Source organism: Pseudomonas sp. UBA6276, assembly GCF_002438365.1.
Lineage (GTDB): Bacteria > Pseudomonadota > Gammaproteobacteria > Pseudomonadales > Pseudomonadaceae > Aquipseudomonas > Aquipseudomonas coleopterorum.
In genome coordinates, this window is the sequence record NZ_DJUS01000033.1 from 1 (window position 1) to 12,915 (window position 12,915).

Sequence of the window (12,915 nt, forward strand, 5' to 3'; positions counted from 1 at the left end):
CCTGCCCAACCCGTACTGGAAGCCGGAATTGCGCGATCAGTCCGGGCTCGATGCGCCGGTCGCCGAATACCTGGCAGCGCAGCCGGACGTCGAAGAGATGTATCAGGACATCTCTTCTTACCTGCTCAAATGGCTGCCCCGCTTCGCTGCCAGCAGCCGCGCTTACGTGACGATCGCCATTGGCTGTACAGGCGGGCATCATCGCTCGGTATACTTGACCGAGCGCCTGGGCCGATTGCTGCAGCAGTCGCTCAAGAACGTCCAGGTTCGCCATCGCGACCTCAGCTGAAAGGATCCTCCGCGCAATGCCCGCCTTCCAAGTAGAAATCATCAACAAGCTCGGCCTGCACGCCCGCGCCGCGGCAAAATTCGTCGGTGTGGCGGGACGCTATCCCTGTCAGGTGCGCGTCGGTCGCACGCCAGAGTCACTGGTCGATGGCAAGAGCATCATGGGTGTGATGATGTTGGCGGCCGGCAAAGGCACCACCATTCACCTGCACACCGAAGGCGAGCAGGATCAGGAAGCGCTGGACGCCATCGTCAAGTTGATCAACGACAAGTTCGACGAAGGCGAGTAAGCCAAGCCAGCGGCCAAGCGTTGGAACCGGGGTGGCGGCTATCGAGCCGTCCAACACCCAGGTACCAGATTCAAGACAGTGCGGTGTCCATGACCATCATCAGACAGAAACCGACACACAGGCCCAGGCTTGCCAGCTTGTGATGGCCGTTGCTGCGTGATTCGGGAATGATTTCGTGGGTCACGACCAGCAGCATGGCGCCGGCCGCAAAGGCCAGGCCCAAAGGTAGCAGCAGCTCGCCCATGCGCACCAGCCAGGCACACAGTACCGCGAAAACCGGCTCCACCAGCCCGGATGCGGCACCGATCAGGAAGGCCTTGTAGCGCGCCATCCCCGCCCCGGCCAGAACCAATGCGATCACCAGCCCTTCGGGCACATCCTGCAAGGCAATGCCCATCGCCAGGCTGTCGGCGTCGTGCATGCCGCCGCCTGCCGAAACGCCGATGGCCATGCCCTCCGGGATGTTGTGAGCGATGATGGCGATCACGAAGATCCAGATACGTGCCGGGATCACTGGCTGTTGCGTGGTGCCCACCAGGTAATCCGGGGTAACGCCGGATACCCTCCTGTCCACCAGGTACAGGCAGAAAGCTCCGGACATGATGCCCAGGCTCATCAGGGCGCCGGCCCCCCAGCGCGAGAAGCCGATCGCCGCTGCCGCATCCAGGCCGGGGATGATCAGCGAGAACGCGGTGGCGGCGAGCATCACGCCGGCACCGAAACCCAGCAATGTATCGGCCACCGCGACGGGCATGCTGCGGATGACCAGTACCGGAACCGCGCCCAGGGCGGTGCCCAAGGCGCAGATGGCACCGCCCTCGAGTGCGCGCAGGATGCGCGGTTCGAGGTCGAGCCAGTCCAGCAGCTCGCCCACCAGCAGGGCTGCGCCGGCCAGCAGCAACACAGTGCCCAGTGCCAGACGAAAACGACGAACACTGGCCAGCGCGAAGGTCTGTGATCCCATGGCCAGACTCAGCTCAACGCGGCTTGGTAGCGCTTCTCGACATTGGCCCAGTCGACCACGTTGTAGAACGCATTGATGTATTCCGGCCGACGGTTCTGATACTTGAGGTAGTAGGCATGCTCCCAGACGTCGAGCCCCAGGATGGGCGTGTTGCCATTCATCAACGGGCTGTCCTGGTTACCGCTGCTCTCCACCACCAGCTTCTTCTCCGGCGTGACGCTGAGCCAGGCCCAGCCGCTGCCGAAGCGACTCAGGGCAGCTTTGGTGAAGGCTTCCTTGAAGGCGTCGAACCCGCCCAGTTCGGCATCGATGGCCTGGGCAACGCTGCCTTGGGGCTGACCGCCGCCATTGGGCGACATGACTTCCCAGAACAGGCTGTGGTTGGCATGTCCGCCACCGTGATTGGTAACGGCGCCACGCAGGTTTTCCGGCAGCTGCTTGACCGAGGCCACCAGCTTTTCCACCGGCCATTCGGCGTACTCGGTACCTTCGATGGCGGCGTTGACGTTGGTGATGTAGGTCTGGTGATGCTTGGTGTGGTGGATCTCCATGGTCGCGGCATCGATGTGCGGCTCCAGGGCGTCATAGGCATACGACAGGGCGGGCAAGGTATAGGGCATTTTCAGTGAACTCCGTAGGGAAGATGATCGGATTGCGTGACCGCTGGCGCGACGTCGATGTCGGCGGCGCCACACAGCAACCGGTGGGTACGAGGGTATTCGCCATGCTGGCGAGTGAAGCCGAGCAGCTCGGCGTAGGTCTTGCCGGCATGACGCAGCGCGGCCTCGCGCAGTGTTGGCCGCAGCCGAGGGTCCTGCGCCGCACGCAACAAACGTTCATGGATGGCGCACAGGTATTCGGCTCTTTCTTCGGGTTGATGCAGTTGCAGATGCAGGTCAGCCAGGTTGTGATGGGAAATGACGCACGCGGCCACCGCTTCGTCGACATCCGCCCAGCGTTCGAACAACACCTGAGCCCAAGCGAGAGCTTGCAGGTAGTGTTCGCGCGCATCGATCAGCTCGCCCCGGACAAAGCAGGCGTTGGCCGTCTCCGTGATACGTTTCCAGTGCTGCATGGCGCAGGTCTCCCAGCAGTCGCCGAGCGGTCAGATACCGCCGGCTGTGAGCTTTTCCGGGTCGAGCAGGTCGCTGAGCTGCTCGCGGCTCAGGTCGGTGTGCTCCAGCGCGACGTCGATGATCGGCCGACCTTCCTTGTAGGCTAGCTTGGCAATCTGGGCAGCCTGCTGATATCCGATGATTGGATTGAGTGCGGTCACCAGAATCGGGTTGCGTGCGAGCGCTTCCTTGAGCTTGGCCTCGTTGACCTTGAACGTCGCGATCGCCTTGTCGCCCAGCAGACGACTGGCATTGGCCATCAGTTCGATGCTGGACAACAGGTTGTGGGCAATGATCGGCAGCATCACATTGAGCTCGAAATTGCCGGACTGACCGGCGATGGCGATCGCCGCGTCATTGCCTATGACCTGCGCCGCCACCATGGCGGTCGCCTCGGGAATCACCGGGTTGACCTTGCCCGGCATGATCGAGGAACCCGGTTGCAGGGCCTCGAGTTCGATTTCACCCAGGCCGGCCAGTGGCCCGGAGTTCATCCAGCGCAAGTCGTTGGCGATCTTCATCAGGGTGACGGCGGTGCCTTTGAGCTGGCCGGACACGGCCACTGCGGTGTCCTGGGAGCCGATCAGGGCGAACAGGTTGTCGCCCTGGGTGAACTCGACACCGGTCAGCTCGCCAAGGTGATGACAGAAACGCCGGGCGAACTCCGGATGCGCGTTGATCCCGGTGCCCACCGCCGTCCCGCCCTGTGCCAACGCCTGCAAGGCAGGCTGCAGCGCTTGCAGGTGGTCGATGTTGGCCTGGATCTGCGCAGCCCAGCCATGCAGCACCTGGCTCATGCGCACCGGCATGGCATCCATCAGGTGCGTGCGGCCGGTCTTGACGAAGGCGTGAACCTGCTCGGCCTTGGTCTGGGTGACCTGCACCAGGTGCCGTAGCGCAGGCAGCAGTTGTTCATGCACGGCCAGCGCAGCGCTCACGTGAATGCTGGTGGGAATGATGTCGTTGCTGCTCTGGCCGCAGTTGACGTGGTCGTTGGGATTGACCGGCTCGTCGACAAGGCGGCCCGCCAGGGTCGCGATGACCTCGTTGGCATTCATGTTGGAGCTGGTGCCGGAGCCGGTCTGGTAGATGTCGACCGGAAAGTGCTGCATGAAGTCATCGGCCAGCAGTTGTTCGCAGGCGCGCACGATGGCATCGCCCTGGCCGGCGCTGATCTGCGCAAGTTCGACGTTGGCCTTGGCCGCAGCGGCCTTGGCCAGGATCAGCGCGCGGATGAACTGGGTCGGCATGCGCTGCCGGCTGATCGGAAAGTTGTCGACGGCCCGCTGGGTCTGGGCGCCATACAGGGCCGCCTCCGGTACCTGCAGTTCGCCCATGCTGTCACGCTCGATACGGGTGTTACTCATCGCAATATCCTTGCAGCAGATCAGTGAGTGGAATCGAAGGCAGCAGCTCGCAGCGCGCCAGCTGATGGGCGCAGTCCTGCCACTGGCGGACCTGGGCTGGCTGTGCCGCGCAATTGCGCAGGTCACGCAAGGGCCGCCAGGCCTGGTCCAGACACAGGCTGCGCCAGTGCCACGGCAGGGCTTGATCGAGGGCGGTAGCGAGCATCAGGCGAAAGGTGCCGTGAGCCACGGACCATGAAGAAGTCGGGGTAAAGCGCGCCAGGTAGCGACCTTGGGCGAGGTAGTGTTCGATGAGTCGCGGCTCGTCGGGCGCCAGCGCGCAACGGATTTGCAGGCCGAGCCAATGCCAGTTTTCGAGATGGGCGAATTCGTGAACGGCAGAGCTCATCGGCGCACCTTTTTGCCGGAATGAGTTTTATTATTGATTGATATTGAGAATCAACACAAGCGCCCATGTGGGCACCTGTGCTGCAAACCGTGCCGGCCGCGACGGACCGGCGGTAGGATCAGCTGCCGGCGACGGTCATGCGCTCGATCAGGACCGAGCCGGTGCGAATGTTGCTGCGCAGTTCGAGATCGTTGCCTACGGCGACGATCTGTTTGAACATGTCGTGCATGTTCCCGGCAATGGTCACCTCCTGGACCGGAAACTGGATCTCGCCATTTTCGACCCAGAATCCGGCAGCACCGCGCGAGTAGTCGCCGGTGACCATGTTCAGGCCGTGGCCCATCAACTCGGTGACCAGCAAGCCACGCCCCATGCGCCGCAGCAGCGCTTTCTGGTCTTCGTCGCCATGGGTCACGAACAGGTTGTGCACACCACCGGAGTTGGCGGTGCTGGGCAGGCCCAGCTTGCGCCCCGAATAGGTACTGAGCACATAGGAGACCAGTTCGCCGTTCTCCACGAACGGCTTGGCGTAGGTGGCCAGGCCATCGCCGTCGAACGCTGCGCTGCCCATGGCACGCATCAGGTGCGGACGCTCGTCCAGGGTCAGCCACTCGGGGAACAGGCGCTGCCCCATCGCCCCTTCCAGGAACGAGGACTTGCGATACAGGTTGCCCCCGGAAACGGCGGCCAGGAAATTGCCGAACAAGCCCCCAGCCAGCTCGGCTGAAAACAGCACCGGTACCTCGCAGGTCGGCACCGGACGTGCGCCCAATCGGGCCGCAGCCCGCTGTGAGGCGCGCTGGCCGATGGCAACGGGATCGGCCAGCAATTCGCCCTGACGATTGACGTCGTACCAGTAGTCACGCTGCATCTGCCCGTTGGCCTCGGCGATCATCACGCAGCTCAGGCTGTGCCGGGTCGACGCATAGCCGCCGATGAAACCATGGCTGTTGCCGTACACGCGGCAGCCCTGGTGGGTGTTGAGCGTGGTGCCGTCGGCGTTCTTGATCAGGGGTTCGGCATCGAAGGCGGCCGCTTCGCAGGCCAGGGCCTTTTCGATGGCCTGCTCGGGCGTGATGTCCCAGGCGTGGTAAAGGTCGAAGTCCGGCTGCTCGCGCGCCATCAGGGCAGCGTCGGCCAGGCCCGAACTTTCATCTTCGGAGGTGTGCTTGGCGATCGCCAGCGCCGCGGCGACGGTTTCGCGAATGGCCTGTGGACCGCTGGCCGAAGTGCTGGCCGAGCCCTTGCGCTGGCCAACGTACAGCGTGATGCCAAAGCCCTGGTCGCGGTTGAACTCGACAGTTTCCACCTCGCGCTGACGCACCGACGTGGACAGGCCCTGTTCCAACGAAACCGCCACTTCACAGGCACTGGCGCCCTGGCGTTTGGCTTCGTCGATGATCTGCTGCACTTGCTCCTGCAGGACGGGCAGTGCCTGCGGGCCGACGCTCTGGGGTGCGTTCATGGTGTTCTCCACTCAAATTCGGGTTTCGGCGCGGGCCGATCTACGGCCGGGCCAGACAAGCGGCCCCCGACTGGTTATCATGGCGGCGTTTATTTGCGGACGGCCCCCATGGTTGATTCTTACGACGACTCCCTCGACGAGGGAAAAAGCAAAACTCAGGTCAAGCGCGAACTGCATGCGCTGACCGATCTGGGCGAGCGGCTCACCACGCTCAAGCCGGACATGCTCGATCGCCTGCCCCTGACCGACGCTCTGCGGCGGGCACTGGGCGACGCCTCCAAGCACACGGCGCACATCGCGCGCAAACGTCACATCCAGTTCATCGGCAAGCTGATGCGCGACCAGGACATCGAGGCGATTCTGGTGCTGCTCGATCAACTGGACGCCTCCACCCGGCAGTACAACGAACGTTTCCACAACCTGGAACGTTGGCGCGATCGATTGGTAGCAGGCCCGGACCAGGTGCTGGAGGCGTTCTTCGCCGAGTACCCGGAAACCGACCGCCAGCACCTGCGCAACCTGGTTCGCCAGGCCCAGCACGAGACGGCTCACAACAAGCCGCCCGCCACCACGCGCAAGATCTTCAAGTACATCCGCGAGCTGGACGAAACCCAACGCGGCCTGCGCTGACAGGCCCGCGGGCAGGCCGTCCGGCTTGCCCGTCACCCGCTTCAGGCGCCGGTACCGCCCACCGTGATCGCATCGATCTTCAAGGTGGGCTGACCGACACCGACCGGTACCGACTGGCCGTCCTTGCCACAGGTGCCCACGCCACTGTCCAGTGCCAGGTCGTTGCCGACCATCGACACCTTGCTCATCGCCTCCGGACCATTGCCGATCAACGTCGCGCCCTTGACTGGCGTGGTGATCTTGCCGTCTTCGATCAGGTAGGCTTCGCTGGTCGAGAAGACGAACTTGCCGCTGGTGATATCCACCTGTCCACCGCCAAGGTTGGCGCAGTAGATGCCTTTCTTCACCGAAGCGATGATCTCGGCCGGATCGCTCTCGCCCGCCAGCATGTAGGTATTGGTCATGCGCGGCATGGGCAGGTGCGCATAGGATTCGCGACGACCATTGCCGGTGGCGGCGACGCCCATCAGCCGCGCATTGAGCTTGTCCTGCATGTAGCCCTTGAGCACGCCGTTTTCGATCAAGGTGGTGCACTGGGTCGGCGTACCTTCGTCATCGACGCTCAGCGAGCCGCGACGCCCGGCCAGCGTGCCATCATCGACGATGGTGCACAGGCTAGACGCCACCTTCTCACCGACGCGACCGCTGTAGGCCGAACTGCCCTTGCGGTTGAAGTCGCCTTCAAGACCATGCCCGACCGCTTCGTGCAGCAACACGCCAGACCAGCCGGCGCCCATCACCACGGGCATGGTGCCCGCCGGTGCCGCCACCGCTTCGACGTTGACCAGAGCCTGACGCAGCGCCTCGCGGGCATAGCCCATGGCGCGGTCCTCGGCGAGGAAATAGCGGTAGTCGGTACGTCCACCGCCGCCATGGCCACCGCGCTCGCGACGACCGTTGTGCTCGACGATGACACTGACGTTGAAACGCACCAGTGGCCGCACGTCCGCCGCCAGGCTGCCATCAGCGGCCGCGACCAGAATCCGTTCCCAGACCCCGGCCATACTCACGGTGACTTGCTGAATACGGGGGTCCAGTGCGCGGGTGGCGGCATCGACACGCTTGAGCAGGTCGACTTTTTCGGCGCGGGTGAGCACCTCCAGTGGGTTGTCCGGACCGTACAGCTGGCTGACCACCGGACTGCTGAAGGCCTGCACGCGGCCATTCTGCCCGGCGCGGGAGATAGAGCGCGCCGCGCGCGCGGCCTGGACCAGCGCATCCTGGGTGATCGCGTTGCTGTAGGCGAAGCCGGTTTTTTCCCCGGACTGCGCGCGTACGCCCACGCCTTGGTCGAGGTTGAAACTGCCTTCCTTGACGATGCCGTCTTCCAGCGCCCAAGACTCGGAAATCTGACCTTGGAAATACAGGTCGGCCGCGTCGATGCCCGGGCCGGCCAACTCGCCCAGCACCGATTGCAGGCTGTCGAGCGTGAGGCCGCCGGGGGCCAGCAGGTGGTCGCTGACGGTGGATAACATCTGGCTCATATTTACTCCGCGCTGTTCGCAGGGCGCGTCGCGCGCTGCTGGATAGATGCTCGCAGTTCGCTTGGCGGCGCTGCGTCAGTAGGTGCTCGCAGGCCGCGAGGCGGTCTGCGCAAATGGATGCTCGCGGGTCGCCTGAGGCGACGCGCGCAATGCCGGTGTGGGTGACGGATGAACACTACATGCGTCCGCCCCGACACGTTTTCAATACCCGGCCTGGCCCAGCCGTCCGATACACAGCCAAGGCAACCGCATTTTCAGCCACCGAAAGGCTTGACCAGGGTCATCTGCGGATCCTTCCACGAACCCTCGATGCGGTACTGCACACTGGCAAAACGCGCCACGCGGTCGCCGAGCAGCTTGTTCACCACGAACAGGGCGCCGCCGACCACCGGCGCGCCCACCAGGACCGCAGCCAGCGGCAGGCTGTTGGTGATCGGCAAGGCGACCTGCACCTTGGCGTTGACGCCGTCGCGAACCATGTCCAGGGTACCGTCCAGATCGATGTCGGTGCTGGGGCCGCGCAGGGTGATCGGGGTTCTCGTCACGTACACCCCTTCGCTGGCCACCAGCAGGCCCTTGACTCGATCGTAGCTCAAACCCTTGCCCAGCACATCGGAGAAATCCAGGCGCAGACGGCGACCGATCGCATTGAAGTTGAGCAGACCGAACACGCGCAGGGCCTGCGCACCGCCTTCGACTTCGACGAACTGGCCGTCACGCAGGGTCGCGTCCAGGTTGCCGGAAAAACGCTTGAGTCCCACCCAGGCCGGTGAACCGGGCCAGCGGCCGTCGGCATCCAGGTGGAACGACTCGCTGGTCACGGTGGGCGCGAATTTCCAGGCCTGGAGCACGTCGGCCAGGTTCTTGCCCTGCAGCCGTCCGCGGAACCAGGTGCTGGAAGCTCCCGGCGCGCCTTCCCAGGTCGCCGCACCTTGCAGCATCAAGCCCTTGAGCCCCAGGTCGAGGTCGTTGAGGGCGACACCCCGGGCGGTCGGGCGCAGCTTCAACGACCAACTGCCGACCAGTTCCGAACCCTGCAACAGCTGGCGAATCCTGACATTGACCGCCGGTATCTTGAGCGGATCGACATTGGCCAGGGGATCGGGCGCCTCGACCGGATTGTCAGCCTTGACCGCGTTCGGATCGACCGGCGGCAAGCGCACGGTGTCGAGGTCGACATTGATCGGGGTCGCCTTGCCATCGGGTACATCGACCCTGCCAGTGATTTGCTGGCTGGCCACAGCGAGGTGCCAGGCGCTGGGGCTGCGGTTGAGCTGTACCCGCGCCTGATCGAGTTGCTGGCCGAACCCCTTGAGCGTGCCGATCTGCAAGTCGACGGCATTGATGACCTGGCTGGCGGTGCCACTCGGATTGCCGCCCGTGTAGTTCTCGGCCTGCTGCTGCCACGGCTCCAGGTCCAGGGTCTGCAACGCGCCACGCACCCGCAGGCCCTGGGTCGCAGGAAGCTGCGGCGTGCCGGCGCCGACCAGCAATTCGCCGCGGCCGCTGGCCAAGTCGTTGGGCGGCGCGGCGTAGGCGAAGCTGGCGATGTCGGCGTAGGTGACGTCGAAGCGACGCTCACGGCCTTGCAGGTTCATCACGAAGGCCGTGGGACGGGCCACGGAGCGCGCTTTGCCAAAGGGTGCGGGCAAGTCGATGTCGACGCCCTTGAGGTCGGAGTCGACGCGAAGCTGGCTGTCGCTGCCCAGCTTGAGCTGCAGCTGGTAGGCGATATCGCCGGACGCCGGCACGGCCTGCTTGACCTGCAACCAGTCGACCAGGCGTTTCACCGGGATCTGGCTGTCGGCGACGATGCGCGTCAATGGCGCGCCGGGCTTGCCTTCGGCGAGGATCTGCGCCTTGACCGGCTGATCGAAGGCCTGGGCTGTGACGCCCTCGCCACTCAGGCCCTTGTCGAAGTCGAAACGGAATGTCCCGCCCAGTTGACTCAGCGCAAGCTCCGGCGACTTGATCTTCAGACGCGCCGCACGGGTGCTGAAGTCGACCACCACCTTGGGCTCGTGCCCCTTGACCAGCGGAATGTCGAGTTCCAGCTTGCCCTTGAGCGGGCCCTCGCCTTGCCAGCCAGCGAAGATGTCGGCGGTACCGATCGGGGCGGTCTGCAGGATCTTCAACCCGTCGGCCAGACCGCCATCGAAGTTGCCGTTCACGAACAAGTGGCTGTCCTGACCGACCGGCACGTGGGGCACGCTGACCGCCACGTCGCTGACCTTGGTGTCGAGAATCTGCCCACGGTCAGCCAGGATGCGCACGTCGCCGTCCTGGATGTAGACATTGCCTGCGACCTTGCGCGCCTCCGGCCAGCCGGGCTGGAAGGCCAGGGTCACGTCATGGACCTTGAAAAACAGGGTGATGCTGCGCGAATGGGCCTCGGCTGCACTGGCCAGCGAGCCTTGGTACTGGAAGTAACCCTGGTCGACCGCGCCGCGTTTGATCGCCGTGCGCAGCCACTGCTCGACCGACGGGCTGAGCACCTTGGGCAGGTATTTGCTGGTGTAGGCGCCATCGCCGTCGACCAGGCCAACCCGCAGGTCCATGTAGGGCTCGGCCTCGTGATGCAACGGCAGGCGAATGAGGAAATCGGCCGCGATCTTGCCCTCCTCGCCCAGCACACGAATAGCCGGCGCGATCAAGGTGAAACCGTGATCATCGAGCTTGAAGTTCAGCCGGGCGTTAGCCTTGAGGTAATGCCAAGGTTTTTCGAAGATGGGACTCAGGTGCAGCATGAACTTGTCGCTGTCCAGGCGCAGTTCGCCTTGGCCGATGTCGCCAATCAAACTGCCACTGACATTGTCTGCCGCTGGAGCACCGTAGTAGGCATCGAAGCCGACATTCTCCAGATTGGCGGCGTAGCTCAGGCGCTCGGCACCCGTGGCCTTGGGACGAACGTCGAGGGAAAGGTTGCGCACCACGCCGGTGAAGTTCAGGCCGTTGACGATGGCCGCCACCTGTTTGGACAGGGGTGCCAGCGCGTCGAGCAGTGGCGTGATCGGGGTCAGGTCGAGGCGATCGGCCTGCACACGCCACTGCTCCTGACTCGACGGCGTTGCCGCGCGCTGCTGCAGCGCCAGATGGCTCTGCCATGGCTTGCCGTCCAGCGTCATGGCGAGGGTTCCCAGGTTCACGTCGAAACCGTCGGTGTTGCGCTGCATCCACGCCTTCAGCGTGAGATCGGCGATGGTATACGGCTTGTGGTCGCCATAAGCGCCCTTGAACGCCGGCGCATCGAGTTGAACCATGGCTCGCTGGACATTGGCGTCTGCCCAGTCCACCCAAACCTCGCCCCCCGCCTTGAACTGGTCAAGCTGCCAACCCTGGGTATAGCGGCGTGGCAGCCACTTTGCCCAGTCGCTCTGCGGCAGATTCGCGTAGGCCTGGGCGCGGCCGTCGCGCCAGTGTTCGGCGCGCACCTGAGCCTCGACGTTCAGCGCCAGCGGCTGACCGTCGGGCAGGTGCAGGCGCAGGTCCAGACGCTGGCGCTCGTCAGCGGTGCGCAGACTCAGGCCGACATAGGTGAGGGTCAGTGGATCATGCTCGAAGGGTTGCAGGGTCAGTTGGCTGTCGAGCACCGACAACTGCTCGACCTGTTGCATCTGCTGCAACGTGCGCTGCACGTCGAAGGCCTGATCCGGTTGCTGGGGCACGCCCTTGACCGACCACTTGCCCGTGGCGTCCTCGACGGCGCTGAGCTGCACGCCGCCCAGCTCAAGATGGGCAATACGCACCGCACGCGCCAACAGGCTGCCCCACAAGTCAGGCACCACCTTGACCTGATCCAGGCGCAGCGCGTTGCTGCCCTCGCCCACCTGCACATCATGAATCAGCAGCACTGGCGCCAGACGGTTCCAACGGCCTTCCAGGCTGCCGATGCGCACCGGCATGCCCAGCGCCTCGCTGGCACGCGCCTCGATCTGAGCATCGTACTCGGCCACCAACGGAATCAACTGCCGACCCAGGCTGACATAGAGCGCCAGCAACACCAGCAGCACGGCGCACAGTGCCAGGGCCCAACGGATCAAGCCCCCGAGCGCAGCACTCACACGGACCATGCAGGCACGCTCCGGCAATGTACCGCGTCAGCCCTACAGGTCGAGAATCGTTCCACTGGCCGTTTCAGAGCAGCACCACATCATATTGTTCCTGGGAATACATGGACTCGACCTGGAAGCGAATGGTTCGTCCGATGAACGCTTCCAGTTCGGCCACATTGCCGGATTCTTCGTCGAGCAGACGGTCGACCACTTTCTGATTGGCCAGCACACGATAGCCTTCGGCCTGATAGGCACGGGCCTCGCGCAGGATCTCGCGAAAAATCTCGTAACACACTGTCTCGGGGGTCTTCAGCTTGCCGCGGCCCTGGCAGCAAATGCAGGGCTCGCACAGCACTTGCTCGAGGCTTTCCCGGGTGCGCTTGCGGGTCATCTGCACCAGACCCAGTTCGGTGATGCCAATGATGTTGGTCTTGGCGTGATCGCGCTCCAGCTGCTTCTCGAGGGTACGCAGAACCTGACGCTGATGCTCCTCATCTTCCATGTCGATGAAGTCGATGATGATGATCCCGCCGATGTTGCGCAGGCGCAGTTGCCGGGCAATGGCGGTGGCCGCTTCCAGATTGGTCTTGAAGATGGTTTCTTCGAGGTTGCGGTGACCGACGAAAGCGCCGGTGTTGACGTCGATGGTGGTCATCGCCTCGGCCGGGTCCACTACCAGATAGCCGCCGGACTTGAGCGGCACCTTGCGGTCCAGGGCACGCTGGATCTCGTCTTCCACACCGTACAGATCGAAGATCGGGCGCTCGCCGGGGTAATGCTCCAGGCGGTCGGCGATTTCGGGCATCAGCTCGGCAACGAACTGGGTGGTCTTCTGGAAGGTTTCCCGAGAGTCGATGCGGATCTTCTCGATC

Annotated in this window: 12 protein-coding genes; 3 read left to right on the forward strand and 9 right to left on the reverse strand. The window is 64.1% G+C overall.

What is annotated here, in order from left to right; all coding sequences use genetic code 11:
- Together B2V21_RS03785 and B2V21_RS03790 are read left to right on the forward strand one after the other, a co-directional pair.
- The coding region (locus tag B2V21_RS03785) for a RapZ C-terminal domain-containing protein (RefSeq protein ID WP_286916069.1) at positions 1 to 289 on the forward strand (289 nt) is incomplete at its 5' end.
- A 16-nt stretch (positions 290 to 305) separates the two neighbouring features.
- On the forward strand, positions 306 to 578 hold the full coding sequence (locus B2V21_RS03790; RefSeq protein WP_286916070.1) for an HPr family phosphocarrier protein: 273 nt from the start codon (positions 306 to 308) through the stop codon (positions 576 to 578).
- 70 nt (positions 579 to 648) lie between these two features.
- Here the strand turns inward: B2V21_RS03790 and B2V21_RS03795 are convergent, their stop codons facing one another.
- The 6 genes from B2V21_RS03795 to pmbA form a co-directional block, all read right to left on the reverse strand.
- Positions 649 to 1,542 (reverse strand): ZIP family metal transporter, encoded by an 894-nt coding sequence (locus B2V21_RS03795; RefSeq protein ID WP_049860575.1) that lies wholly within the window; start codon positions 1,540 to 1,542, stop codon positions 649 to 651.
- Positions 1,543 to 1,550: 8 nt separating this feature from the next.
- Positions 1,551 to 2,162, reverse strand: coding sequence for a superoxide dismutase (locus B2V21_RS03800; RefSeq protein ID WP_049860574.1), 612 nt, complete (start codon positions 2,160 to 2,162; stop codon positions 1,551 to 1,553).
- A gap of 2 nt (positions 2,163 to 2,164) precedes the next feature.
- On the reverse strand, positions 2,165 to 2,617 hold the full coding sequence (locus B2V21_RS03805) for a hypothetical protein (RefSeq protein ID WP_286916071.1): 453 nt from the start codon (positions 2,615 to 2,617) through the stop codon (positions 2,165 to 2,167).
- A gap of 30 nt (positions 2,618 to 2,647) precedes the next feature.
- On the reverse strand, positions 2,648 to 4,024 hold the full coding sequence (locus B2V21_RS03810) for a class II fumarate hydratase (RefSeq protein WP_286916072.1): 1,377 nt from the start codon (positions 4,022 to 4,024) through the stop codon (positions 2,648 to 2,650).
- A complete protein-coding gene (locus B2V21_RS03815; protein WP_043186681.1) occupies positions 4,017 to 4,412 on the reverse strand; it encodes a hypothetical protein in 396 nt (131 codons plus the stop codon). Before B2V21_RS03815 ends, B2V21_RS03810 begins: the two co-directional genes overlap by 8 nt.
- A 118-nt stretch (positions 4,413 to 4,530) precedes the next feature.
- Entirely contained in the window at positions 4,531 to 5,877 is a 1,347-nt protein-coding gene (pmbA, locus tag B2V21_RS03820; protein ID WP_286916073.1) for a metalloprotease PmbA, read from the reverse strand.
- Between the two features lie 108 nt (positions 5,878 to 5,985).
- Here pmbA and yjgA point away from each other — a divergent pair, with 108 nt between their 5' ends.
- A complete protein-coding gene (gene yjgA / locus B2V21_RS03825; protein ID WP_049860569.1) occupies positions 5,986 to 6,507 on the forward strand; it encodes a ribosome biogenesis factor YjgA in 522 nt (173 codons plus the stop codon).
- Positions 6,508 to 6,548: 41 nt separating this feature from the next.
- Here yjgA and tldD read toward each other — a convergent pair whose 3' ends face one another.
- From tldD to B2V21_RS03840, 3 genes are all read right to left on the reverse strand, one after another.
- Positions 6,549 to 7,991 carry a metalloprotease TldD gene (gene tldD, locus B2V21_RS03830; RefSeq protein WP_049860568.1) on the reverse strand — a complete coding sequence of 481 codons (1,443 nt, stop codon included), beginning with the start codon at positions 7,989 to 7,991 and terminating at the stop codon, positions 6,549 to 6,551.
- Between the two features lie 254 nt (positions 7,992 to 8,245).
- On the reverse strand, positions 8,246 to 12,061 hold the full coding sequence (locus B2V21_RS03835) for a YhdP family protein (RefSeq protein ID WP_286916074.1): 3,816 nt from the start codon (positions 12,059 to 12,061) through the stop codon (positions 8,246 to 8,248).
- A 64-nt stretch (positions 12,062 to 12,125) separates the two neighbouring features.
- On the reverse strand, positions 12,126 to 12,915 hold a 790-nt coding region (locus B2V21_RS03840), incomplete at its 5' end, for a ribonuclease E/G (RefSeq protein ID WP_286916075.1).

Coding starts and splice junctions, on each gene's coding strand:
- tldD (WP_049860568.1), bottom strand. CDS start 7,991: ATGAGCCAGATGTTATCCACCGTCAGCGACCACCTGCTGGCCCCCGGC.
- pmbA (WP_286916073.1), bottom strand. CDS start 5,877: ATGAACGCACCCCAGAGCGTCGGCCCGCAGGCACTGCCCGTCCTGCAG.
- B2V21_RS03810 (WP_286916072.1), bottom strand. CDS start 4,024: ATGAGTAACACCCGTATCGAGCGTGACAGCATGGGCGAACTGCAGGTA.
- B2V21_RS03800 (WP_049860574.1), bottom strand. CDS start 2,162: ATGCCCTATACCTTGCCCGCCCTGTCGTATGCCTATGACGCCCTGGAG.
- B2V21_RS03790 (WP_286916070.1), top strand. CDS start 306: ATGCCCGCCTTCCAAGTAGAAATCATCAACAAGCTCGGCCTGCACGCC.
- B2V21_RS03805 (WP_286916071.1), bottom strand. CDS start 2,617: ATGCAGCACTGGAAACGTATCACGGAGACGGCCAACGCCTGCTTTGTC.
- B2V21_RS03795 (WP_049860575.1), bottom strand. CDS start 1,542: ATGGGATCACAGACCTTCGCGCTGGCCAGTGTTCGTCGTTTTCGTCTG.
- B2V21_RS03835 (WP_286916074.1), bottom strand. CDS start 12,061: ATGGTCCGTGTGAGTGCTGCGCTCGGGGGCTTGATCCGTTGGGCCCTG.
- B2V21_RS03815 (WP_043186681.1), bottom strand. CDS start 4,412: ATGAGCTCTGCCGTTCACGAATTCGCCCATCTCGAAAACTGGCATTGG.
- yjgA (WP_049860569.1), top strand. CDS start 5,986: ATGGTTGATTCTTACGACGACTCCCTCGACGAGGGAAAAAGCAAAACT.